The sequence below is a fragment of the Streptomyces blattellae genome (assembly GCF_009709555.1).
Lineage (GTDB): Bacteria > Actinomycetota > Actinomycetes > Streptomycetales > Streptomycetaceae > Streptomyces > Streptomyces blattellae.
Genome location: NZ_WJBG01000112.1, coordinates 96,831 through 118,820, shown reverse-complemented (window position 1 = coordinate 118,820; position 21,990 = coordinate 96,831). Strand labels below are relative to the sequence as shown.

At 68.5% G+C, this 21,990-nt stretch carries 21 protein-coding genes and 3 pseudogenes; 7 read left to right on the top strand and 17 right to left on the bottom strand.

Features of this window, described 5'->3' with window-relative positions; all coding sequences use genetic code 11:
- Positions 1 to 49 precede the first annotated feature (49 nt).
- Entirely contained in the window at positions 50 to 700 is a 651-nt protein-coding gene (locus GFH49_RS06025) for a KpnI family restriction enzyme N-terminal domain-containing protein (protein ID WP_230396176.1), read from the bottom strand.
- 353 nt (positions 701 to 1,053) lie between these two features.
- Here GFH49_RS06025 and GFH49_RS06020 point away from each other — a divergent pair, with 353 nt between their 5' ends.
- A complete protein-coding gene (locus GFH49_RS06020) occupies positions 1,054 to 2,022 on the top strand; it encodes a hypothetical protein (protein ID WP_155054709.1) in 969 nt (322 codons plus the stop codon).
- Between the two features lie 21 nt (positions 2,023 to 2,043).
- Here the strand turns inward: GFH49_RS06020 and GFH49_RS06015 are convergent, their stop codons facing one another.
- Positions 2,044 to 2,679, bottom strand: a complete 636-nt coding sequence (locus GFH49_RS06015) for an ATP-binding protein (protein WP_155054708.1) — start codon at positions 2,677 to 2,679, stop codon at positions 2,044 to 2,046.
- A gap of 214 nt (positions 2,680 to 2,893) precedes the next feature.
- Between GFH49_RS06015 and GFH49_RS06010 the strand changes: the two genes are divergently transcribed.
- Positions 2,894 to 3,739: a helix-turn-helix domain-containing protein gene (locus GFH49_RS06010; RefSeq protein WP_155054707.1), complete on the top strand. Its 846-nt coding sequence runs from the start codon at positions 2,894 to 2,896 to the stop codon at positions 3,737 to 3,739.
- A complete protein-coding gene (locus GFH49_RS06005) occupies positions 3,740 to 3,937 on the top strand; it encodes a DUF397 domain-containing protein (protein ID WP_155054706.1) in 198 nt (65 codons plus the stop codon). It abuts the gene before it with no gap.
- Between the two features lie 211 nt (positions 3,938 to 4,148).
- Here the strand turns inward: GFH49_RS06005 and GFH49_RS06000 are convergent, their stop codons facing one another.
- From GFH49_RS06000 to GFH49_RS05980, 5 genes and pseudogenes are all read right to left on the bottom strand, one after another.
- The gene (locus tag GFH49_RS06000) at positions 4,149 to 4,400 is read right to left on the bottom strand and encodes an integrase core domain-containing protein (protein WP_155054705.1); all 252 of its coding nucleotides are present in this window, start codon (positions 4,398 to 4,400) and stop codon (positions 4,149 to 4,151) included.
- A 256-nt stretch (positions 4,401 to 4,656) separates the two neighbouring features.
- Positions 4,657 to 4,785: pseudogene (locus GFH49_RS41405) on the bottom strand (hypothetical protein); the annotation flags it as partial.
- Between the two features lie 92 nt (positions 4,786 to 4,877).
- Positions 4,878 to 5,168, bottom strand: coding sequence for a transposase (locus tag GFH49_RS05990; protein WP_155054703.1), 291 nt, complete (start codon positions 5,166 to 5,168; stop codon positions 4,878 to 4,880).
- Positions 5,169 to 5,218: 50 nt separating this feature from the next.
- Positions 5,219 to 5,359: pseudogene (locus GFH49_RS05985) on the bottom strand (helix-turn-helix domain-containing protein); the annotation flags it as partial.
- A 15-nt stretch (positions 5,360 to 5,374) separates the two neighbouring features.
- Complete coding sequence (locus GFH49_RS05980) at positions 5,375 to 6,562, bottom strand: Cmx/CmrA family chloramphenicol efflux MFS transporter (protein ID WP_155054702.1); 1,188 nt, start codon at positions 6,560 to 6,562, stop codon at positions 5,375 to 5,377.
- Positions 6,563 to 7,201: 639 nt separating this feature from the next.
- Between GFH49_RS05980 and GFH49_RS05975 the strand changes: the two genes are divergently transcribed.
- Positions 7,202 to 7,984, top strand: coding sequence for a DedA family protein (locus GFH49_RS05975; RefSeq protein WP_155054701.1), 783 nt, complete (start codon positions 7,202 to 7,204; stop codon positions 7,982 to 7,984).
- A 216-nt stretch (positions 7,985 to 8,200) separates the two neighbouring features.
- Here GFH49_RS05975 and GFH49_RS05970 read toward each other — a convergent pair whose 3' ends face one another.
- From GFH49_RS05970 to GFH49_RS05945, 6 genes are all read right to left on the bottom strand, one after another.
- Positions 8,201 to 9,001, bottom strand: a complete 801-nt coding sequence (locus GFH49_RS05970) for a dienelactone hydrolase family protein (protein ID WP_155054700.1) — start codon at positions 8,999 to 9,001, stop codon at positions 8,201 to 8,203.
- 326 nt (positions 9,002 to 9,327) lie between these two features.
- Positions 9,328 to 9,855: an AAA family ATPase gene (locus GFH49_RS05965; protein ID WP_155054699.1), complete on the bottom strand. Its 528-nt coding sequence runs from the start codon at positions 9,853 to 9,855 to the stop codon at positions 9,328 to 9,330.
- Positions 9,856 to 10,075: 220 nt separating this feature from the next.
- A complete protein-coding gene (locus GFH49_RS05960; RefSeq protein ID WP_155054698.1) occupies positions 10,076 to 10,330 on the bottom strand; it encodes a hypothetical protein in 255 nt (84 codons plus the stop codon).
- A 214-nt stretch (positions 10,331 to 10,544) separates the two neighbouring features.
- Positions 10,545 to 11,651, bottom strand: coding sequence for a DUF4037 domain-containing protein (locus GFH49_RS05955; protein WP_155054697.1), 1,107 nt, complete (start codon positions 11,649 to 11,651; stop codon positions 10,545 to 10,547).
- 376 nt (positions 11,652 to 12,027) lie between these two features.
- Positions 12,028 to 12,819: an inositol monophosphatase family protein gene (locus GFH49_RS05950; protein ID WP_230396175.1), complete on the bottom strand. Its 792-nt coding sequence runs from the start codon at positions 12,817 to 12,819 to the stop codon at positions 12,028 to 12,030.
- Positions 12,812 to 13,753 carry an alpha/beta fold hydrolase gene (locus GFH49_RS05945; protein WP_155054695.1) on the bottom strand — a complete coding sequence of 314 codons (942 nt, stop codon included), beginning with the start codon at positions 13,751 to 13,753 and terminating at the stop codon, positions 12,812 to 12,814. The genes GFH49_RS05950 and GFH49_RS05945 overlap by 8 nt, the downstream gene beginning before the upstream one ends.
- Before the next feature lie 135 nt (positions 13,754 to 13,888).
- Here GFH49_RS05945 and GFH49_RS05940 point away from each other — a divergent pair, with 135 nt between their 5' ends.
- On the top strand, positions 13,889 to 14,191 hold the full coding sequence (locus tag GFH49_RS05940) for a hypothetical protein (protein ID WP_155054694.1): 303 nt from the start codon (positions 13,889 to 13,891) through the stop codon (positions 14,189 to 14,191).
- 1 nt (position 14,192) lies between these two features.
- Here the strand turns inward: GFH49_RS05940 and GFH49_RS05935 are convergent, their stop codons facing one another.
- Together GFH49_RS05935 and GFH49_RS05930 are read right to left on the bottom strand one after the other, a co-directional pair.
- Entirely contained in the window at positions 14,193 to 15,485 is a 1,293-nt protein-coding gene (locus tag GFH49_RS05935; protein ID WP_230396174.1) for a glycoside hydrolase family 27 protein, read from the bottom strand.
- A gap of 121 nt (positions 15,486 to 15,606) precedes the next feature.
- Entirely contained in the window at positions 15,607 to 15,966 is a 360-nt protein-coding gene (locus GFH49_RS05930; RefSeq protein WP_155054693.1) for a VOC family protein, read from the bottom strand.
- Positions 15,967 to 16,158: 192 nt separating this feature from the next.
- Here GFH49_RS05930 and GFH49_RS05925 point away from each other — a divergent pair, with 192 nt between their 5' ends.
- Positions 16,159 to 17,640 (top strand): alginate lyase family protein, encoded by a 1,482-nt coding sequence (locus tag GFH49_RS05925; protein WP_155054846.1) that lies wholly within the window; start codon positions 16,159 to 16,161, stop codon positions 17,638 to 17,640.
- Between the two features lie 160 nt (positions 17,641 to 17,800).
- On the opposite strand, the gene GFH49_RS05920 is transcribed toward GFH49_RS05925, so the two are convergent.
- The gene (locus tag GFH49_RS05920) at positions 17,801 to 19,213 is read right to left on the bottom strand and encodes a DUF445 domain-containing protein (RefSeq protein WP_196217867.1); all 1,413 of its coding nucleotides are present in this window, start codon (positions 19,211 to 19,213) and stop codon (positions 17,801 to 17,803) included.
- A gap of 192 nt (positions 19,214 to 19,405) precedes the next feature.
- On the opposite strand from GFH49_RS05920, the gene GFH49_RS05915 reads away from it, so the two are divergent.
- Complete coding sequence (locus GFH49_RS05915) at positions 19,406 to 20,833, top strand: SGNH/GDSL hydrolase family protein (RefSeq protein WP_155054691.1); 1,428 nt, start codon at positions 19,406 to 19,408, stop codon at positions 20,831 to 20,833.
- A 134-nt stretch (positions 20,834 to 20,967) separates the two neighbouring features.
- Here GFH49_RS05915 and GFH49_RS05910 read toward each other — a convergent pair.
- Positions 20,968 to 21,801, bottom strand: a pseudogene (locus tag GFH49_RS05910) (DUF1707 SHOCT-like domain-containing protein).
- Between the last annotated feature and the right edge of the window lie 189 nt (positions 21,802 to 21,990).

The window sequence follows — 21,990 nt, the reverse complement described above, 5'->3', positions numbered from 1 at the left end:
GCCCGCGGCGGAGCCGGAAGTTCTCGCATCATGCCCGTTTCATCCTGTTCTAGTCGGTCGCGCCATCGAGTGCGTCCGCCACGGCCTTTCGGGAGGACTCTGGAAGAGTCCGGTACTGTCCCCAGAGCTTGTCCAGCGGACTCAGGGAACGCCGGTCCGCGGCAATCCAGGCGGCGAGCACCCGCTGCTCCATGGGTGACAGGGCCGCAGCCTGGTTCAGGACGTGCCCGAGGTCGGCCCGCCGGCCCGCGCTGCCCACGCCGCACCGCTTGCACTCGGTGACCAACTGGTAGACCGTGTCTCCGTTGGACTGGATCACCTTGCGGCGGGCCACGTTGAGCACCGCCTGCTCGATTCCCTCCTCGTACGCTTCACCAGCCGCGATACCGCAGGTGCGGCAGAGGTAACCGTCCTCGTCCAGCACCTTCGCGCGCTGGGTGGCCGTGAGACTCGCTTTGTGCTTCGGCGCCTTCGACTTCCCAGGGATCCATACCTCCGCCCCCTGCGCCACGAACCGCTGCTCCTGTTGACGGAGCGTGGGGTCCTCACGGCTCGTCGAGATCTTCCAGTCATGGTCGCGCAGGTCGCGCATGCGCCGGTCGATCTGGGCGACGTCCGGGAACGCCTCGCGCAGTTCGGCCTTCGTGAAGATGTTGTCCTCCCCCACTTCCTGCACCAGCCACAGTGCAGCCCGAGCCATGCTTCCGATACCGGCGTCTCGCCAGGACGGCAGTGCCATTTGCTCACTCCTGTAATTGAATCGCACGTTTTTTGACAAAGGCGCAGTATGCGCACATACGTAGCTCACGCAGCGGCACAGGCGTCTTGGCCACCCCCCGCTCCACGAGCGGCTGTTCTGAGTGTGCCACCGAGAACCGAATATCAGTCCCCGCTGGAACACTTGCGCACCAGACAGCAAGAACACGACTCGCCTTCCGTCGTGCACAATTGGCCCGACCTGCGCCCAACACGGCCACGAGGTCGACAAGACATGCCATCAACAGCCCGATTTCAGCTAATTCGCTGCACATAGACCAGAAATGAGTGAGTGACATGTCACGAGCAAAAGGAAGCCAGACTCCTTACGGATGGACGACGAAGAAGGAGTTCGGCAGTGACGTTCCTCCAGGGAAACGTGCTCTTGCCACCGAACTGCAGAGACTCTGCCGCCTGCTGGCCTTGAATGCCGACGGCAACGCCCCGACGCAGAAGCAAGCGGCCGACCGGCTGCACGTCAGCGATACATCCCTGTCCAGATACCTAAGCGCCGAGTACCTGCCAGACATAGGCATCGTCAGGGATCTCCACGCGATCGCGCGCACTGACGCGGGCGGCATGGAGGAGGCGGGGATCACGCTCACCGACCTGGAGAGGCTGCACTCCGAAGCCGCTGCCGAGCAATGCGGCAGCTGCGTGAAGTTGCGCGAGGAGGTGTCGGCGCTACAGCAACAGGCAGTTGAGAGTGCCGTTGAGCTCAGCACCGTCCAGGCCGAACTCGGCGCTGTCCAGAAGGAGGGCGTAATCCTGCGGGAGGGGACTGCCGCTTTGAAGCGCGAGGTGCGGGAACTGAAAGCCCGGGAGGTGCGCACACTCAAGACCAGCGCACGACGCGCCATTCGGGCCGGCCAGCGATCCCGTTTGACTGCGCGGGCTGACGCAGCTCTGCTGCCGGTCCCCCCTCGGAAGGGGGACCGGCAGCAGAGTAATCCCGAGAAGCGGGCCGCACTGACTGTCGCCCGCCAGGCCGAAGCCTTGCAGAACGGCGGCCGGCAAGACGGGGTTCTGGCCCTGCTGCGCCACTCCGCAGAAGTGCTTAGTCCGGCAGAGGCGGCGGCCCTTGTATGCGTCTTGCGGGAGGGTCAACTGGACGAACTTGCAGGAACATTGATCCACATCTACGGACGGGACAATCCCGATCCTCATGTGATGCGGGCAGCGGCCCAGCTTCACCAGCATGGAGCACCTGACGATGCCGCCGCGCTCCTGCAAGCGGCTCTGTCGACGCGGCAAGGGGCACCATGAGGCCAGCGAGCGGTCCAGCGTTCAGGCGGCGACAGCCGCCTCGGCCTCGTAGTGCGTCTGGGCCCTGTCCAGCACGTCATCCGGGTCTTTGCCCCGGGCGGCGGTCCAGTGCAGCAAGTCCGCGATGAGCTCGACTGCGGATTCCTCAAGGAGAACCGCCTTACTGCGTCCTTCCGCAGCCATGACGGGGTGATCCTCGCGGTACCTCTCCAGCGCGCCGCGAGCCCGCTCGGCACGTCGGCACACAGCCGCCGGCCGTGCCGCGATCTCACACCACACGGACTTGCCGACAGCCGTCAGGACTGTTCCCCAGTCCATCGCCAGAGACGCGAGCAAATGGAGACCACGCCCGCACTCCTCGTCACAGTGAGCCCTCACGGGAGCCGGCAGGGTCCGGCTCTTGTCGTGGACCTCGACGCGCAGGCGTTCATACCGCCGCTCCAAGATGAGTGTCGCCGGGGCACCCTCTCCCACATGCTTGATGACGTTCGTGACGAGTTCCGTTACCAGCAACTCCACCTCTTCGGCCGCAGAAGACACGCCCCACTGGCCAAGTTGTGCGACGGTGGCTCTGCGCAGCAGGCGGACTTCGGCCGGCTCTGCCTCAAACGGCAGGACACAGCGGAACCGGGGGTCGATCGCGTCGTAACCAATCACGGCTCTCCTCCCTTCAGGCCACGCCGACGAGCGCACTCCGCATACGCGCGGAAGCAGTGCGTGACTCTGTTCTTGCGAGCATGACACAGAGAAGTCTCGTCATGTAACTTCTCACGACAATCCTTCGGGTGAATCCGGTGGTGAGCCAACAGGCATGCTGCCTAGCCTGATTGAGCTTCCGGACAGCCACCGGGAACCACACGTAGGGAGCCGCATGACAAACCGGGCCACCACACGGCGCCGACAACTCGGCGCTGTCATGCGCAAACTGCGGGCCAGGAAGGGTCTGACTCTTGAGGAAGCGGGTCAGCTCGTCGGCGTCTCAAAAGCCACCGTCAGCCGCTACGAGACTCAAGCGGGACCGGTCAAGTGGCTGGTGATCGACGCCCTGTGCCGCGAGTACGGGGCAACTGACGAGGAGCGCGAAGCGGTCGTCGCACTGGCGAAAGACGCCAAGCAGCAAGGATGGTGGCGCTCGTTCGCCGACTTCATCCCGGAGAGCATGAACTTGCTGCTCACGCTGGAGGACGAGGCTGTACGGGAGGACCACTTCGCGTGTGTTTACGTGCCAGGACTTCTTCAGACCAGGGCCTACAGCACGGCACTTCAGCGCGCCAACGAAGTCCCGCTGGAGCCCGCCGAGATCGAGCGTCTGGTGGACATCCGCATGAAGCGGCAAGAGATCCTCAGCCGTCCCAAGCCGCCAAGGCTGTGGGCGATCCTGGACGAGTCAGTGATCCGCCGCATCGTCGGGTCACCGGCCGTCATGAGCGAACAGCTGGGCCGACTGCTCGAAGCGAACGAGTCGCCCAACATCACTCTTCAAATTCTGCCCTTCTCCAAGGGAGCGCACGCGGCGGCACTCGGCAGCTTCGTCCTCATCGGCGGCAAGCAGCGAACCCTCGATGTCGCCTACGTCGACTTCCACACCGGCTCCCTATTTTTGGAACGCGAAGAGGAGCTGGAGCGATACAGACTTGCGTTCGAGTACCTGCGCGCACAAGCGTTGGACATGGAGGCTTCCTCCGCCATGATCCATCGCGCCCGCAAGGAGCTGTGAATGTCCGTTCGGCCCCAGCCCGTCCCCGAACTCGTCTGGTTCAAGTCGTCGTACAGCGGCGGCAACGCCACCGAGTGCGTGGAGGCAGCCTTCGCACCGGGTGGCGTGCTGCTACGGGACTCCAAGCAGCCTCAGGCGCCTCATGTCCCGGTGTCAGCTGAGGCGTGGGGCATGTTCTTGGCCGCTTCGGTGAAGTAGGCCGTAGGAACCGATCACCTCAACAGGCCGCCGCAATGAATAGCGCCGTACGCGCAGTGCGTGAGCGTTCGACTGGATAGCCGACACACTCCGGGGAAGGATTCCAGCACAGCTCAGGGCCACGAAGGGCGTGGAGCAGATTATGGGCGGATCAATGGTGGACTGGGCGAAGCGGGTAGCTGTCAATCCCCGGGTTTCGTAGAGACGTTGGTTATGCGGCCCGGTCTTCCTGATCGGTCCGCGCTCCCGCTTCCTGGATGATCCGTTCGAACTCGACGGGCGGCTTCCCGCCGGCCGCGCTGTGACGGCGTTTCGTGTTGTAGAAGTCCGCGATCCATGTGGCGGTCTTCAGCCGGGCCTCGGTGCGGGTGGCGAAGGTGTGCCGGTGGATGTACTCGACCTTGAGGACCGAGTGGAACGACTCCGCGGCGGCGTCGTCCAGCGCCGACCCGACGCGCCCCATCGAACTGCACCACGCCCCAGCGGCCGCACAGCTGCTGGAACGCCTCGGACGTGTATTCGCCAGGTTCAACCAGTGGATGCAACACCGGCTTATGTGATCGATAGTAGATGGTCGTTGAGGGCTTCGGCGGGTGTCTTCCAACCGAGGCTCCTGCGGGGGCGACTGTTGAGCGTGGTTGCGACCGCGTCGATGTCCTCCGCCGCGTGTTCCGCGATACCTGCCAGCCCTCCTCCCACAGATCCAGCGTGATCCTCGGCGAGCCGTACGTCCGGCCCGAGCGGTCGAAGAAGCAGCGGATCTTCTCGGCCAGCTCTGCGCGTCTGACCTCGCGTTTCGTCGGCTCGGACGGCCTGCGGCGCCACTTGTAGAACCACGCCTCCGACACGCCCAGCGCCCGACAGGAGGTGCGGTACGGAATGCTGTGCACGGTCTTCTGGTCGCTGATCACCCCGACGAGCACCGCCGGGTCCGCCACAGCTACTTCACCCACAAGACCATGCAGCGTTTGAGCACATCACGCTCCATGGCCAGCTCCTTGTTGTCCTTCTTCAGCTGCGCGTTCTCCCGCCGCAGCCGCGCGAGCTCCTCGCTCTCACCCGTCGCTGGGGCCCCGCCGACCCTGCGGGCCCGCGACACCCAACTCGCCAGCGTGGTCTCGTTGATACCGAGATCCTGCGCGACCTGCGCGATCGGCTTGCCGGTCTCGGCGACGATCCGCACAGCCCCCTCACGGAACTCCGCGTCGAACTTCCTCCTCTTGCCCGCCATGACCCTCAACTTCCCCTGCAGTCAGGGTCTCTACGCTACGAGGGGAAGGTCAGCCCGGCTTCTCCGTGCGTGTCGTACCGGTTCTTCCACTTGGGCAGGCAGGCGCGGGAGACACCGGCCTCGGCGGCCACGTGCGCGATCGGACGGGTGCGGCAGCGTTCCACGAGCCTTCGGCGTCCCTCGATGTTCAAGGGGGCGTTCGCATGTCACCGGAGCACCTCGGTGCTCGGGTCGGCGGTGATGGCGGTGATGGCGGTGAGGAGGGGGAACGCGATGAGCAGCGCCACCGCGACGAGGAGTCCGCTCGCCCAGAGCGGCCCGAGGGTCCCGGCTTCGGTGCTGAGGGCGGCCGCAGCGATGACGGGGCCGACTGCGGCGCCCACGTTGAGCGCCGCAGTCGCATACGAGCCGGCCATGGTGGGGGCTCCCGCGGCCTCGTAGAGGACCCGCGTAATCAGCGTGCTGCCCAGCGCGAACGACAGCGCGCCCTGCACGAACACGAGGATGAACAGGGCGACCGGCTCGTTGGCCAGCACTGCCAGGGTCGGCCAGCCGATGAGCAGCAACGGACCGCCGACTGCTATGACCAGACCGGGACGTCGGTCGGACAGCCGGCCGGCGACGGTGACGCCTAGGAAGGAACCGGCACCGAAGAGCACCAGAGCGACAGAGATCCACAACTCGCCCAGCCCGGCGCTGTCGGTCACCACGGGGGCGAGGAAGGTGAGGCTTCCGAACGTTGCCGCGTTCACCAGCGCACCGAGCAGCATCACCAGGATCAGCCGCGGCCTGGTGAGCTGGGCGAACTCCGCTCGCAACGCCGGCCTGCCAGCCGCCTCGTCCCCATCACGTCCTGCCGGGATTCCCTTCAGGATGCCGAGAGCGGCGGGCAGACAGAGAGCGGCGACAGCCCAGAATGCGGCCCGCCAGCCGAGCAATGTGCCGAGCACCGACCCACCAGGGACACCGGCGATCGTGGCCACCGTCGTGCCCGACAGCAGCACGGCCAGCGCGCGTCCCTTCCTGTCGGGCGGGACCAGCGTGGCGGCAGCTGTCAGAGCGACGGCAAGGAACCCCGCGTTCGCGAGCGCCGCGACGACTCGGGTGGCGAACAGGATGGGGAAGCTCGTGGTGACGGCACCCACGGCGTGAGCTGCCGCGAAAACGAGCACGAACCCGAGAAGGCCGGCACGCCTGGGCCAGTTACGGGCAAGCGCGGCTACAAAAGGGGCGCCGACGATCATGCCGATCGCGAAAGCCGAGGTGAGGACGCCTGCTGTCCCGACGGTGACATCAAGATCTGAGGCGATGTCCGGCAAGAGGCCGGCGAGCATGAACTCCGAGGTGCCCATAGCGAAGACCGCCATGGCAAGCAGATACAGCGGCAGAGGCATCGAGTGGCTCCGAGGTGAGAGAGGCACGAGAAGGTCATCTCGTCACCGCGGCCAGCCCCAGGCGCACGCTCGTCCCACCGCAGAAAGCGGCGCGAGGACAGGGCTACGAGTTCAGTGGTTCAGGGGGCTGACGGCGTGACCGAAAGCCCCCGCCTTGTCTGACTCAGGACTCGACATGGTCCGCACGCTACCCGACCGATGTCCGTCGAAGCATCTTGGTTTCACGGGCATCGGCCTGTGTCACCAACGGCAAGTCCCGCAACACCACGTTGCCCAAGCTCACGTTGTTGACCCCGGAGTCGACGGCCGGCTGTCGCGTCGCAGTTGCTGCTTGTGTTCTGGTCCTCAGGAAACCGGACATCGTGTCAGCTTCACACGTTGGCGACTTTCCACAGCCAGTTGACAGAATACTGTCCCCTTGTTTGCAGGACGACATACTTGTTATCGTCGCCCTGCGTGGGCAGGCGACCTCTCACATTGGATGCCTGGCCGCTCGCCCCTGTCACGCATGAAGGATTCCGCTGCCATGAACCCGCGTTCTCGCGAAAGACGTTCCCGCCGCTGATCAGTTCCGACCTCTCGGAAACTGTCGCGAAGCCGAGCCGCCTTCAGGGCTAGTTGTGGCGCGAAAGCGCAACCATGGCCAGCATCGCAGAAGAGTCCTGTTTCGTGGTCCACGTTGGGCTGATGACGAATTCGAAATCGGCCCCAGGATCGTTCTCAAAAAGTAATCAGCAAAATCACGGTAGCCTGCCAATTACTGGAGGCTTATTCGAGAGGTGGCTGGAATTGTCCGATGTGCTGGATTGGGTGCAGTCGTTGGCGGGACCGGGGCTACTGGCGGCCGCGGTTATCCTTGGTCTCTGTGAAGGCATCGTCGGTGTCGGGCTCTTCATCCCGCTCCAGCCGGCCGTGGTGATCGGCCCGGTCGCCGTGGACTCGGTGCCTGAGTTCCTGCTCATATGGGCACTCCTCACGGTCGGCACCATTGTGGGCAACCTGATCGGATTCGAAATCGGCCGCCGTGTCGGCCCGGCGCTACGCGATACCAAGCTCGTCAAGCGGGAAGGTACGCAGCGCTGGGACAGGGTCGAAAACATGGTGCACAAACACGGCACCTGGGCGGTATTCGTCGGGCGCCTCATACCGCTCCTGCAAGGCTTTGTTCCTCCCGTGGCCGCCGCGGCGGGCATGCCGTACCGCAAATTCCTGCCGCCGATGACAATAGGTGCGGCCTGCTCCCAGGCGATTTCCCTCCTGCTGGGCATCGGATTCGTCGCGAGCCTGAATTCCGGCGGCGTGATCGCCATCATCGTCGTCGCGGTGCCAGTGACCGTGGCTGTCACCCTCGTGGTGCGAAAGCGTCGCAGGAAATTCAAACTCACGCAATCCGCGGATTCGGAACTCGAACCGGCGGGCTGATTCCATGCCGTTTAGCTTTGCTAAACGGCATGGGCGAAGCAAGGCAGGTGGGACTGCTCGTGAAGCGTAGGCAGGCACGGTCTTCCGCTCGGATCACGGGGGCGTTGAGAAGTCCATGATCTTGGAAGCCGTGCCTGTCACGTGCCGCCGCGGCGCCGAATGGGCAGATCGCCAGGAATCAGGCGTCACGTGAACGCGCATACGCCGACGTCCTGGTCAACTGACTGATGCGGCCTCAAGCGGCTCAAAGCGCTCGGAGAACAGGGCCAGCGTTGTGGACCACGCCTGGCGGCGGGCCTTCTCGTTCGCCTCTCCCGGCGCGAACGAGAAACCATGACTGGCGCCGGGGAAGAACTCGTAGACTGTCCGTTCCGGACGGGCGCGCAGCGACGCCAGCAGCTTGTCGTAGACGGGTTGCGGTACGAAGTCCTCGCCCGGGTGGCAGATCTGCACCGGGCCATTGATCGAAGCCGCGAGCTCGAACGCGTCCAGTGTTTCTCCGGGGAAGTCAGCGCTGCTGAGGGACTTGCCCATGAACTCGATCGGTGTGTCACCCCAGATCGTGGGGTGGGAGGCGCTCACCGCGCAGATCCGGTCGTCGCTGCCCGCATGGACGAGGGCGACACGGCCGCCGAAGCACCACCCGATCCCGGCGATGGACGCGAGCCCGAGTTCGTCCTGCATGTAGTCGACGACCGACGTCAGGTCGCGGACCATGCTCCGGTCCTCAAGCTCGTTCAACTTGGCCATCATCTTGAAGACGAGGTCGGGCGGCGGCATCTTGCCCGGTTCTGCGGGCGTCGCCATGCCGGCGGGCCCCTCACCGTTGTAGGGGTCCCACACGACCGCGGACATGCCGGCATCGGCGAAGGCCCGTGCGGTCGCCTGCATCTTGTCGTCAAGGCCCCTCATGGTGGGGTAGAGCAGTACACCTCCCTGCGCTTGCGGTGCCCGTGCCACATGGAGGCGAAGCGAACCGAGGCGAACGTCTGACGTTGTCACGTCGTGATCGGTCACGGAAATCCTTTCGACGGCGGCTGATGAGGTGGGATTGGCATCAGACGATCTCCGCCGTGCTGGACGGGGCGGCCTCCTCGGGGCGCGAAGCCCGAGGTCGAGGCTCTTGACGAGTGCTGGTGACGGCGCTGGGTTGCGTGTCGACGGGCACTCACTCTCGCCCGCGGCCGCCTCTGCGACGAACCTAAGCGGACTGCTTTCGTCCGATTAGCTCAACGTAGTGGACAGGTATCCGGTTCGCAAGGGCAACTACTCCATTCACAGCTTCGCGGACCCTCATCCACGCCGCCGGGAGGAAGCAGCGCTGTCGCCTGTCGCACGCTCCGTCAAGCGCCCTTGAGGGCCTCTGCGATCTGCTGGGCGGCCTGGGCGGGCGTGAGGTGTGTGGTGTCGACGACCTCGGCCTCGGCGTGCAGCCAGGTGCGGGCCGCCTCGGCGTAGGGCTCAAGGTACTGGAGACGGAACGGGGAGTTGGGGCCAAGAACGGTGTCCCCCGCGATGCGCCCGCGGAGGGTGTCCTGGTCCGCGTGGAGGACGAAGTGCCGTACCGGGATGGCGTGTTGGGCGAGGCCGGTACTGATCTCGCGCCAGTACTGCTCGACCAGGACCGTCATGGGCATCACCAGAGTGCCGCCGGTGTAGTCGAGTACGCGGCGGGCGGTCTCGACGACGAGTGGCCGCCATGGCGGCCAGTGCTGGAAGTTGTCCGTCCGGGGCAGCCCCGGCGTGATGTCCATGAGAGTCTCGCCGACCTTCTCGGCGTCGAACACCCGTGAATCCGGGACCAGTTGCTGCACGAGTGCACTGGTGGTCGTCTTGCCTGCGCCATGAGTGCCGTTGAGCCATACGATCATGGGACACGACGGTAGCGCCGATCGGGCCGCGGGCACGGGTACGGGCACGGGCACGGGCACGGTACAAATCCGGTACGGCTTCGAACGGTCGCAGAGCGGTTCGCAGAGCGGTTCCGCAGAACGATCGCAAAACGGTCGCGGGACGAAGCAGGGCCCCGGGCCCGGGCTTGTGGCCCGGGGCCGGGGCCCGTTGGGGTGAGCTACCAGAGTCGGATGGCTGCTAGTGGCCTTGGCCGCAGCTGGAGCCGACGTGCTGGTGTTGCCCGCCCGCGTTGCCTTCGCCGTTGATCGCATTGCCCAGGAGGCCGTTGAGGAGCCCGACCTGGCCAAGGAGGCCGACGTTCAAGTCGTGAGACTTGCAGCCTCCGCCGCCGTACATGACGGGTGCGCTCTGGGCGGTCGCGGTGCCGGTGGCTATGCAGCTGAACGTACCAATCATGGCGGCCGCAACAGCGGCCTTCTGAAGCTTGCGCATGTCTCCTCCTCGCGTGAGTAGAGCGCACCATTAAAAGATCCACTTTGCGCTCGTATCGGAGGCTAATCCGATATCTCCCACAGCGCTCTTCGGGGCTGGCATCCGGGGATCCGGGCTGCCAAACGGACCAACAAGGCAGGCCCGACAGGGGAGGCACGGCTCTGATCACCGGCCATCAATGACCGCTCAGTGCTCACCGCTCAGTGCTCACCGCTCACCGCGGCTTCCGCACCACGTCCGTCACCGCTCGCGTCAGCTCGGGTCGCATCAGGACGTCCGTGCTGTCCATGAACTGGTCCGCGGAGCCGACGGTCGGCAGGTCCCGGAGGGCGGGGTCGGTGATGCGGGCGGTCAGGGCGCGGGTGAACCGTTCGGCGTGCAGGACGCGGAAGGGGCGGGAGTGGTAGGGGCGGGTGGCCGGGTCCACGCAGGGGGTGAGGTCGAGTTGGTTGTGGATGCCTGCGGCTATCTCGTAGGCGTCGGCCAGGTGGCGTTCGCGGGACTGCCAGTCCGTTGCGGCGAGGGCGGCGGTGAGGACCGGGGTGAGGTGAGGGGCCGCGTGCGTGCGGGCGAAGGCGCTGCCGAGCCATTTGGCGTACGGCGGATAGCGGCGGTCCATGAGGAGGCACAGCCGCATCAGGTCACGGACCAGGCGGGCGGCGACGACGGCGGACCCGAGTTCGTCGCCGACTTCGCCGCAGCGGCCGACGAAGGCCTCCTCCTGGGATATGCGCTGCCATTGACAGGCCAGGACGTGGAGCCAGACGTCGTGCGGATACCAGCGGAGCGTGTGGCGTAAGGGGCCGAGTTCATGGAGGCCGTCGTGGAACACGGCGCCGGCGGTGACCTCGGCGAGGAGTTGGGTGGGGGTGGCCAGCCAGTCCGCGGGGGTGACGCCCTGCCACGGGTCGAAGCCGAGTTCGTCGGTGAACCAGGCGGCTCGATGGGTGACTTCGACGCGGTGGTGGACCGGTCCGTCGGTGGCCTGCATGACGCGGATGTCGCCGTCGCCGGCGGAAGCGAAGTGGGTCGGGTAGCCCTCGAAGGTCTTCGGGAGGTGCTCGGTCAGTACGTGTCTGATGCGGCCGCCGTGCCGGGAGACGTCACTTCGGCGGAGGAAGAGCTGCAGACGCGGGCCCCATTCATGGTCCGCCGAGCGGGGGGTGTCGAAGCCGAGGACTTCGGATCCGCTGCCGATACGGGCGGCGGAGTGCGGGATTCCGGGGGCGGCTTCCTCAAGGAGAGGGCGTACGGCATCTGTGTAGAAGCGGCGGGAGAGTTCAAGACCCGGCATGAAAGGTGGCAAATTCGTGGAGCTCATGACCGGGCACCTTCCCCGTTTGACCATGATCGTGCGGGAAAGTTTCACATCGGTCGCGCAATCGTCGTACGACATCGAGTACGACATCGAGTACGGCGTCGAGTACGACACGGGCGTTGGACCACTGGGACGTGACGGCCGGTCGGTGGGCGGAAGCGGTCCGCCGAGAGGGCCGTGCGTTGCCTTCTGCCGCATCGGATGCCGCTCCTGTGCCACTCCTGGCGCATCAGCCGCCCGCCGGACCGCTTCCGTCCCTTCTGTTGCCGCCGGACGGGGAAGGGTTGCCGCGGTCGCGGGATTTTTTCGTGCGCCGAGGTGAGATCGAAAGCTGCGGATCACTCAGGCCGCATCCTCAGGCCGCATCACTCAGACCGCATCACTCAGGCCGTACGGTCGCTCGCCACAACTCCGCCGCCTCGCCCGCCACTCCGGGCGCCGTCAGGAGCAACGGCGCGTCGTACGCTGGGAGTTGCGGCAGCGCCACCGCGCCCGCCTCCGTGGCGATCAGGAGGGCCGGGAGGCTGTCCACGGGGTGGAACTCGCCGATCGCGGTGGCGGAGGCGCGGCCCGCGGCGACCTGGGCCAGGGAGAGGGCGGTGGAGCCCATGACGCGGACGGTGCAGTGGCGGGCGGCGAGTTCGGCCAGCAGGCGGTCCATGCCGGGCCAGTGGGCGTGGGCGGCCCATTCGGTGAGGAAGACATGGCCGGTGAGGGTGGTGTGGCCGGCGGCGTGGGTGGGGGCACCGTTCAGGTGGGCGCCCCCGCCGCGGATCGCCGTGAAGATCTCGCGGCGCCACGGGTCGGCGACGACGCCCAGGAGGGGGCTGCCGTCCGGGGCGGCCAGACCCAGGGAGAAGGAACACCAGCCGATGCCGTGCGCGTAGTTCGTCGTACCGTCGACCGGGTCGATCACCCAGTGCGGGGCGTCGGGTGCGCCCTCGTGGACGCCGTGTTCCTCGCCTTCGATGCCGTACGAGGGGAACGTCGAGCGCAGCAGCGACCGTACGTACGTCTCGATCTCCTCGTCCGTGTCCGTGACGATGTCGGCGGGGCTCGCCTTCTCCCGCACCGGACCGTCCGCCGCGCCGCGCGGCCGGCGGATCACCTCCGACGCCCACCCGGCCAGCTCGGTCGCGACGGTCAGGGCGCGGTCGAGGTCATCAGTCACGGTTCGCTCGCTGTTCGTCAGATACGTCTTCGGATACGTCTTCGGATACGTCTGTGGGGGCGTCGGTCGTGAGGAACGAACGCACGGCCGCGTGCAGGCGTTCCGGCTGGTCCAGATGTACGTCGTGCGCCGCGGCCGGGACCACGACGAGCGTCGTACGGGTGGGACGGGTGGGACCGGTGGGGCGGCGGGCCCGCATGTCCCTGTGGTCGCGCTCGGACATGGTGCCGTCCGCTCCGCGGATCACGAGCGCCGGGCAGGTGATCCGGGTCCAGTCGTCCCAGTAGTCGCGGGCGGCCAGTTCCGTCACGGCCGCGATCATCGTGTCCCGGTCGACCCTCGGGTACCAGCCGTCCTCCTGTTCCTCCCGCTCCTTCCGTTCCTCCCGCCCCTCCTGTTCCTTCCGTTCCTCCAGGTTCGCCGCCCATGCCGCATGGCCGAAGAAGGCCTGGGCCGCGGCCGGGGAGCGGAACGGCGTCGGCCAGCTGTCCAGCCACGCCGCGATCTGGGACGGCAGGTCCGGGGCCGGGGCGCCCGGGCCCGCCTCGATGAGGATCAGGGACTTCACGAGCGCGGGGTGCGCGGCGGCCAGCAGCATGGCCGTGTGGCCGCCCAGGGACTGGCCGATCAGGGTGGCGGGGGACAGCGAGAGTTCCTCGATCAGGGCCACGGCGTCCGCGACGCAGGCCTCCCGGCTGATCGTCGGCGGGCGGCGGGTGCTCGCGCCATGGCCCCGGGCGTCGTACGTCACCACCCGGTGGCCGTCGTCCAGCAGCCGCCGCACCAGGTCGTCCCACTCACCCATGTGACCCGCCAGGCCGTGCAGGAGGAGCACGGGGTGCTGGGCCCGCGAGCCTGGCAGCGGGCTGTGGTCGCGGTAGGCGATGTGGGTGCCGTCCGGGGTGGTGAGCGTCTTCACATGCGTTCCTGGCATGGGTTCCTGTCGGGTTCACTCGGTGTGCGGGTTAGCCTCGGGGGCGTATCGGTCTTGAACGGCGCATCAATCTGAACGCCGTACCGGCCCGTACGGCGTTTCGGTCGTGAGCGGCAGCAGTAGCAGGAGGCAGGCATGGCGAACGTTCCCAGCGCGGTGGTCGCCGCGAGCGGGCTGGTCGGCGGGTACGGCGTGGCGCGGTGGACCAGGAAGCGGGAACTCGGCGGTGCCGTACTGGCGGTGGCCGGGGCCGCGGCTGCGCTGCAGTGGCGGCAGCGGGCGGGCGGGAAGGCCGCCGGCGCGCTGACGGCCGCGTATGTCGCCGGCTTCGCCGGTTCCCACCCACTCGCGAAGAAGGTGGGCGCCTGGCCTGCCGTCTTCGGCGTCGCGGGGGCCGTGGCCCTTGCCTCGTGGGCGGTCGCGGACCGGCGGGGCTGACTCACGGTGGCGTGAGGCGGTACAGGGCAGACCCATGCGCCGGCAGGACGGCGTGGAGGCTGTCGCCGTCGTGGGCGATGTCCTGACGCGTCCACAGTTCGCGGATGTGGTCGCCGGGCCCGGCGCCTATGGAACCGAGCGGCACGGTGACCTTCTGCGGGCTGTCCGCCAGCGAGAACACGGCCGCGTAGCGCGTGCGCCCGTCGGTGTCGCCGGCGGCCCAGAGGACGAGGTCCCTCTCCCGCAGCACCTCGCGGTTGCCCCTGCTGTGCCACAGCACGTCGAGCGCCTCGTCGTTCGTGAGCAGCTCGATGGTCTCCGGCGGGCTGGTGGGCAGATCACCGCCCATCATCAGCGGGGAACGGGAGATCAGCCACAGGCCGAGCAGGCTGATCTGCTCGTCGCGGGTGAGGCGGCAGAGACGGTCCTCGCCCCGCTCGGCCCGGATGCCGACGCGGCCGAGCGGCAGCATGTCGGCGTCGGCCCAGCCGCCCTCGCCCTGCCAGGGTGCCCATCGGGCCATCCGGGCGAACTGCGCCTCCACGTCCTCCCACCGGTCCCACAGGTCGTCGCAGACACGCCACATCGTGGCCGAGTCCCGCAGGTGGTCGAGGTGGGCGAGGGAGACGTCCGTACCGGGTGACAGGCTCAGCTCGATGGGCCGGGCGCTGCGGGCGACGGCCTCGGCATAGGCGGAGATCTCCCGCTCCTGGTAGGGGAAGAGCATGTCGTCGGCCTTGATGAAGTCGACGCCCCAGCGGGCGAACTGGGCGACCTGCGCGTCGTAGTACGCCTGGGCGCCCGGGTGGTCGTGATCGAGGCCGTAGTTGTCGGTGTTCCACGGGCATACGGAGCCGGTGTCGGCGATCTCGTCGGCGGTGAAGCCGGTGCCGGCGACGGGCAGCCGGGCGGCGACGGCGCGGCGAGGGATGCCGCGCATGATGTGCAGGCCGAAACGCAGGCCCAGCTCGTGCACCCGCTCGGCGAGCGGCCCGAATCCGGCACCGCCGGCCACGGACGGGAACCGGTTCGGGGCGGGGAGCTGACGGCCGTGGGCGTCGAGGACGAGGGGGGCGCCGGGGTTGTAGCCGTGGGCGCGGGCTGTGGGCTCGTACCACTGGATGTCCACGACGACGGTGTCCCAGCCGTGCGGCAGCAGGTGCTCGCGCATGAACTCCGCATTGGCGAGGACCTCCTCCTCGGTCACGGTGGTGCCGTAGCAGTCCCAGCTGTTCCAGCCCATCGGGGGGCGCAGGGCGCGGTCGGGGATCGGGCGAGGTGCGGGGCGGGTCATGGGCGAAAGGCTCCTCAGCGGTCCTGAGCGGGTCCTGAGCAGGTCCTGAGCGGGTTCTGAGCAGGTCCTCAGCGGGTGCGACGTCGTTCGATGCGGCTGGTGCTCCGGCACCAGGGCGTGCCTAGGCGCGGTGACTCAGCACATTCACCACCCGCCCGCCCGGATCCCGGACGAAGAAGCGCCGTACGCCCCACTCCTCGTCCCGCGGCTCCCGTACGATCTCCGCGCCCGAGGCCGCCACGCGCGCGTAGACCGCGTCGACGTCCTCGACCTCGACGCTCAGCTCGGAGACGACGGGCGCGGTGCGCTCCTCGGTGAAGAGGCTGATCTGGGCGGTGGGGTTGGCGGGGGACGCGAGGGTCCGCACCCAGCCCAGGTCCATGACTTCCTCGAAGCCCAGCAGTCCGTAGAAGTCGCGGCTGGAGTCCATCGACTCCTCCGACGCGACCCGAAGGTTGGGAACGATCCTGCGAATGGTCATGGGCCCATGGTCGCAACCACCACTGACAACGCAACCACCACTGACAACGCACCCGCCGCTCCCCTCCGCAGACTGCGGATTTCTGTTATCGGCGCTCGCTCCCGCCCGTCTCCTGACCGTCCCCGCCCACCGGCCCGCGCCCGTCGACCCCGAGGAACGAAGCACGTGACACCAGAGATCAGCCGCCGGAACATGCTCAAGGCCGCCGGAGCCACGGCCGCCGGAGCCACGGCCGCCGGAGCCGGAGTCGTCACCACGGGTACGCCGGCCACGGCCGCGGGCGGCGCCTACGCGCACCCCGGCCTGCTGCACACCCCTACCGACCTGGCCCGTATGGCGGCCAAGGTGAAGGCGGGCGCCGCGCCCTACACCGCCGGGTTCGCCAAGCTGACCGCCAACCGCCACGCGCAGAGCGGCTGGACGGCCAACCCGCAGGCCACCGTGGTCCGGGGCGGCACCGGCCAGAACTACGCGACCCTCTACCAGGACATCCACGCCGCCTACCAGAACGCCCTGCGCGGGCACACCAGCGGCGACAGCGCGCACCTCGACACCGCCGTGGCGATCCTGAACGCCTGGTCCGCCAAGCTCACCGCGCTCGCGGGCACCGCCGACCGCTTCCTGGCCGCCGGCCTGTACGGCTACCAGTTCGCCAACGCCGCCGAACTCGTCCGCGACCACCCCGGCTTCCGGCTCGGCCGGTTCAAGGAGATGCTGTCCACCGTCTTCGCGCCGCTCAGCGACGACTTCCTGGTCAGGCACAACGGCGCCGTCGTCACCAACTACTGGACCAACTGGGACCTCGCCGCCATGTGCTGCGTCCTGGCCACCGGCCTCTTCTGCGACGACAAGGCCCAGGTCGCCCGCGCCGTGGACTACTTCAAGCACGGCGAGGGGCTCGGCTCCATCGAGAACGCCATCCCCGTCGTCCACGACGACGGACTCGGGGAGTGGCTGGAGGCCGGCCGCGACCAGGGGCACGCGCTGCTCGGCGTCGGTCTGATGGGCACGTTCTGCGAGATGGCGTGGAACCAGGGGATCGACCTGTACGGCCATGACGACAGCCGCTTCCTCAAAGGCGCGCAGTACGTGGCCAAGTGGAGCATGGGCGGTGATGTGCCGTACACCGCGAACACGCGGAAGAAGGGGGCGGTGAACGGGTGGTCGGGCAGCGAGACCGCGAGCGCCGCCGCGTCCGTCGACCCGGCGATGACCCGTCCCATCTGGGCGATGATCGCCAACCACTACACCAAGCGGCGCGGCCTGTCCGCGCCCTACCTCACCCAGATCGCCGCGAAGTCCGCGCCGGAGGGCGGGGGCGGGGACTACGGGCCCGCCAGCGGGGGGTTCGACCAGCTGGGCTTCGGTACGTTGGCGTTCACGCGGGACAGGTCCGAGGCCACGTCGGCGTCCCCGAGTTCGTCGGCGACCGCGTCGGCATCCGCTCCCGCGGCCGGCTCGGACCCGCGTCCGCAGGGCTCGGCCACCGCGTCCGCGTCGCCCGCCTCCGCCTCTGCCTCTGCCTCTGCCTCTGCCTCTGCCTCCGGCGCGGATCTCGCCGCCACGGGCTCGGGCGACGTCATCGGCTGGACCGCCGCGGCGGGGGTCGCCGCGGTCGCCGGCGGCGTGCTGTTCATGCGCAGGCGTGACCGGGTCCGGCGGGAGAGCCAGTAACCGCCGTGCGGTGGGGGTGGGTCGCGCGGCCCGGCGCTGAGCAGCTGCCGTGCGTTGGGGCTGGGCGGGGGTAGGTCGCGCAGCCCGGCGCTTGCTGGGTGCCGCCTGCGCCCACCCGTGCCGCCCCAGGCGGCACGCATGCCCGCAGCTTGGGCGAGCGCTACGCCCCCACCACCCGCGTCACCGTATAGATCAGCAACCCCGCCAGCGACCCCACCACCGTGCCGTTGATGCGGATGAACTGCAGGTCGCGCCCGATGTGCGCCTCGATCTTCCGCGTCGTGTGCTCGGCGTCCCACCCGGCGACGGTGTCGGTGATCAGGGAGGTGATCTCCTTGCGGTAGGTGGAGACGACGTACACCGCGGCCCCCTCCACCCAGCTGTCGACCTTGCCCTGCAGCCGGGAGTCGTCCGACATCCGCGCCCCCAACGACAGCAACGAGGCCCGCACCCGAAGCCGTAGCTCACTGCGCTCGTCCTCGGCCGCCGAGACGATCATCGAGCGTACGGCGGTCCAGGCGGACGCGATCAGGTCCTGGACCTCTCCCCGCCCCAGCACCTCATCCTTCAGCCGCTCGACACGCGCGCGCGTGTCCGTGTCGGACTGGAGGTCGGAGGCGAAGTCGGTAAGGAACCGGTCGAGCGCACCCCGCGCCGGATGGGACGGCATGTCCCGCATCTCGGTCACGAACCGCAGCAGCTCCTTGTAGACCCGCTCACCGACCCTCCGGTCGACGAACCGCGGCGTCCACCCGGGAGCCCCGCCCTGCACCGCGTCCATGACCTGCTCGTCATGGAGCACGAGCCAGTCGTGCGCACGGGACACGACGAGATCGACGACCCGCTTGTGGCCCCCGTCGGCGACGACCTTCTCCAGCATCTTGCCGATCCCGGGCGCGACCTCCTGCGCGTCGGCCCGCCGCGTGATCGCCTCCCCGACCACGGCCTGCACATCGGAGTCCCGCAGCACGGTCAGCGCACCCCGCAGCGCGGCCGACAGCTCGGCCGTCACCCGGTCGGCATGCTCCGGTTCCGCGAGCCACGCGCCCAGCCGGCTCCCGATCCCGACGGCCCGCAGCCGCTGCCGCACGACGTCCTGGGAGAGGAAGTTCTCGCCGACGAACTCGCCCAGGGAGACGCCCAGCTGGTCCTTCTTCGTCGGGATGATCGCGGTGTGCGGGATGGGCAGCCCGAGCGGGCGCCGGAAGAGGGCGGTCACGGCGAACCAGTCGGCGAGCGCGCCGACCATGCCCGCCTCGGCCGCCGCGGCGACATATTTCGCCCAGGAGCCGGCACCCTCACCGGCGGCCCACTCGGCCAGGACGTACACCAGCGCCACGAACAGCAGCAGCCCGGTCGCGGTGAGCTTCATACGGCGCACTCCGCGCTGCTTCTCCTCGTCTGCGGCGCTGAACGTCGTCATCGCGCGCGCGGCAGCGGCAGGGACGCTTCCGTTACCGGCGCTCCCCGGGCGGGCATGCTGATCCGCATCAGCCGCAGCCGTGTCACCCGGTTCACCGGGTTTGGTACGTTCCATCCACTCCACCCGTTCGCGACCCCTCGTCCTACTCATTGTCCCTTCCTGACCGACTCCTGGAACGGAACAAGAGTTCCCGGCGTTTGATCAGGCGGGGGAACTGACCGGAGAACTCCGGGCGGCGCAATGGAGAGCCTGGCCAACTCCCCGCACACCCATGCCCCATCATGGGCGATGATCACATCGGAGCCTCGGGCTCCCCCTGCACCCCGAGGAGTCAGGCACCGCATGACCAGGAAAGCCGTGGGGGGTGCGGGGGCCTCCCCCACAAAGCACGACACAACGCACGACACGAGGCACGGCACGAGGCACGACACGAGGCACCCAAGGCACAACGCCTTGCTTGCCGCGATCATCGCCCTGATCGTGGCAGTGTCCGCCGCCATATACGTCGGCGCCGCCGCCGGTGACGGCAGCGGCGGCGGCAGCAGGGACAACCTCGTCGGTTCCCGTAGCCCACGCAATCCCGCCGACCGCGCCTCCAGCGGCACCTGGGTCGGCACCTGGTCCGCCTCCCCGGTCGGCGCCGAGCCCGGCACCGAGACCGCGGGCCTGGCGGACCGTTCGGTGCGCAACGTGGTGCACACCAGCGCGGGCGGCACATCCGCCCGGATCACCCTCTCCAACCTCTACGGCCAGTCCCCGCTGACGATCACGCACGCCTCCATCGCCGTCGCGGCCGGCGACGACACCGCCGCGGCGGCTCCGGGGACCATGCGCAGGCTGACGTTCAACGGCAGCACCACCGCCGTCGTACCGCCCGGCCGGCAGCTGATGAGCGACGCCGTCCGCATCGCCGTCCCGCACGACAGCGACGTACTGGTCACCACGTACTCCCCCAGCGCGACCGGGCCGGTCACCTACCACCCGCGCGCACACCAGATCTCGTACGCCGGCCAGGGCGACCTCGCCGAGGACGTGACCGGTGCCGCGTACACCGAGGAGGTCGAGTACTGGCGGTATCTGACCGCCGTCGACGTGCTGAGCAACGAGGCCAACGGCACCGTCGTCGCCTTCGGCGACTCCCTCACCGACGGCGTCGGCTCCTCCAGGGGCGCCAACAGCCGCTGGCCGGACCTTCTTTCGGACCGGCTGCGCGAGGCGGTGGAGGACGGTGAGGACGCGCCCCGCTACAGCGTCGTCAACCAGGGCATCGGCGGGAACCAGGTCCTCGCCAACGGATCCGGCCGCCCCGCCGAGAACCAGTCCGGCATCGACCGCTTCGACCGTGACGTCCTCAGCCGGACGAACGTCAAGGCCGTCATCATCGACCTCGGTGTGAACGACATCCTCCGCAACCCCGGCCGGGCCGACCCCGACGCGATCCTGGACGGCCTGCGCAACCTCGTCCAGCAGGCCCACGCGCGCGGGCTGAAGGTCATCGGGGCGACCCTGATGCCGTTCGGGGGGCTGCGCAGCTACTCGGCCGAGCGGGAGAGCGTACGCCAGGCCGTCAACGCCGGAATCCGCGCGGGCGACGTCTTCGACGCGGTCGTCGACTTCGACGAGGCGGTACGAGACCCGTACGACCCGCGGAAGTTCCACCCGGACTACGACTCCGGGGACCATCTGCACCCCAGCGACGAGGGGTACGAGCGGATGGCGGAGGAGTTCAACCTGAACGACCTGAAGGGCGGGGCACCGGCCAGGCTGTAGGCGGCCCTGCTCAGCCGCGGGCAGTCGTGCCGCCTGGGCGGCACGGGCGGGCGCGGGCGGCACCCCGTCAGCGCCGGGCCGCGCGACCCGCCCCCGCTCAGCCCCCTAATCGCCGGGCGACCTGCGACCCCGGCTCAGTCCTCCCCGCGCCGACGCCGCTCCCTCTGCTCCCGCCGTTCCCGCTGCAGCTCCCGCCGCTCCTCGTGGCGGTCGTGCATGAGGCTCCGGTGGCCGTCCAGCATCCGCTGATGAGCGTCGTGCATATTGTCCCGGGAGGACTCCCCCAGCTCCCGCTTCGAAGCCTTGCGGTCCAGCTTCGCCTGCCGCCGTTCCTCCCGCAGCCGCTGCTTCTCGGCGCGGGTCAGCTTGCGCTCGACACCCACGCCACCCCAGAAGGCGAACCCGGTGAGGATCACCCGAGGCGCCCCGAGGTCCCCCGGCACACCCTCCTCACGCTGGTCGAAGCCGCCCATGACGCCGATCCCGCGGACGACGACCTCGACGCCGGGCGGCACGATCACCTTCATCCCGCCCATGATCGCAACGCAGTTGATCTGGACCTCGCGGTCCGCGAAGTTCGCCTCGCGCAGATCGATCTCACCGCCGCCCCAGAAGGCGAAGCAGTTGAACCGCTTGGGCACGGTCCAGCGCCCCTTGCGCTGGAATCCGGACATCACCGCGATACCCCGCGTGGACGAGCCCTCGCCGCCGACGATCCGCTGGGCTCAGTCCCCGCTCTGGCCGGGCTCCTTGACCAGGTCGACAGTCGGCGGGACCGCCCCGGCGGCGGGCAGGTCGCGAATGATCGGCGCCAGTTCGCCGTACGTCCGCGCCTGGTACGTCGCGTCCAGCCGCTCCTCGAACTCCGCCATGTCGAGCCGGCCCTCGGCCAGAGCGTCCCGCAGCACCTCGGCGACTCGTTCACGATCGGCGTCGGAGGCACGCAGCTCCGGGGCATCGTCCGTCATATCCCTCAGCGTCTCTGCTCGGCTTGGGTATCCCTGGAGCAACCAAGGTATCGGGCATGACAGCATGCCCGATATACACCGAACGCCTTCGTACCCTGGTGCCGGTCGCCGAAGCGATCGGCCCGCGTAGCACGTCCCTCCGGACGCTGGTCGGTCCAGCTTGCACGGCTGTAGGACCGAGGAGGGTGC

Bases quoted from the DNA above. Each gene is read 5' to 3' on its own strand.
- GFH49_RS05955 (WP_155054697.1), bottom strand. From the start codon at position 11,651: ATGAGCTCCACGAATTTGCCACCTTTCATGCCGGGTCTTGAACTCTCC.
- GFH49_RS06025 (WP_230396176.1), bottom strand. From the start codon at position 700: ATGGCTCGGGCTGCACTGTGGCTGGTGCAGGAAGTGGGGGAGGACAAC.
- GFH49_RS05935 (WP_230396174.1), bottom strand. From the start codon at position 15,485: ATGACCCGCCCCGCACCTCGCCCGATCCCCGACCGCGCCCTGCGCCCC.
- GFH49_RS05920 (WP_196217867.1), bottom strand. From the start codon at position 19,213: ATGAGTAGGACGAGGGGTCGCGAACGGGTGGAGTGGATGGAACGTACC.
- GFH49_RS05975 (WP_155054701.1), top strand. From the start codon at position 7,202: ATGGCCAGCATCGCAGAAGAGTCCTGTTTCGTGGTCCACGTTGGGCTG.
- GFH49_RS05980 (WP_155054702.1), bottom strand. From the start codon at position 6,562: ATGCCTCTGCCGCTGTATCTGCTTGCCATGGCGGTCTTCGCTATGGGC.
- GFH49_RS06005 (WP_155054706.1), top strand. From the start codon at position 3,740: ATGTCCGTTCGGCCCCAGCCCGTCCCCGAACTCGTCTGGTTCAAGTCG.
- GFH49_RS06020 (WP_155054709.1), top strand. From the start codon at position 1,054: ATGTCACGAGCAAAAGGAAGCCAGACTCCTTACGGATGGACGACGAAG.
- GFH49_RS06010 (WP_155054707.1), top strand. From the start codon at position 2,894: ATGACAAACCGGGCCACCACACGGCGCCGACAACTCGGCGCTGTCATG.
- GFH49_RS05965 (WP_155054699.1), bottom strand. From the start codon at position 9,855: ATGATCGTATGGCTCAACGGCACTCATGGCGCAGGCAAGACGACCACC.
- GFH49_RS05990 (WP_155054703.1), bottom strand. From the start codon at position 5,168: ATGGCGGGCAAGAGGAGGAAGTTCGACGCGGAGTTCCGTGAGGGGGCT.
- GFH49_RS05940 (WP_155054694.1), top strand. From the start codon at position 13,889: ATGGCGAACGTTCCCAGCGCGGTGGTCGCCGCGAGCGGGCTGGTCGGC.
- GFH49_RS05930 (WP_155054693.1), bottom strand. From the start codon at position 15,966: ATGACCATTCGCAGGATCGTTCCCAACCTTCGGGTCGCGTCGGAGGAG.
- GFH49_RS05945 (WP_155054695.1), bottom strand. From the start codon at position 13,753: ATGCCAGGAACGCATGTGAAGACGCTCACCACCCCGGACGGCACCCAC.
- GFH49_RS05915 (WP_155054691.1), top strand. From the start codon at position 19,406: ATGACCAGGAAAGCCGTGGGGGGTGCGGGGGCCTCCCCCACAAAGCAC.
- GFH49_RS05960 (WP_155054698.1), bottom strand. From the start codon at position 10,330: ATGCGCAAGCTTCAGAAGGCCGCTGTTGCGGCCGCCATGATTGGTACG.
- GFH49_RS06000 (WP_155054705.1), bottom strand. From the start codon at position 4,400: ATGGGGCGCGTCGGGTCGGCGCTGGACGACGCCGCCGCGGAGTCGTTC.
- GFH49_RS05925 (WP_155054846.1), top strand. From the start codon at position 16,159: ATGCTCAAGGCCGCCGGAGCCACGGCCGCCGGAGCCACGGCCGCCGGA.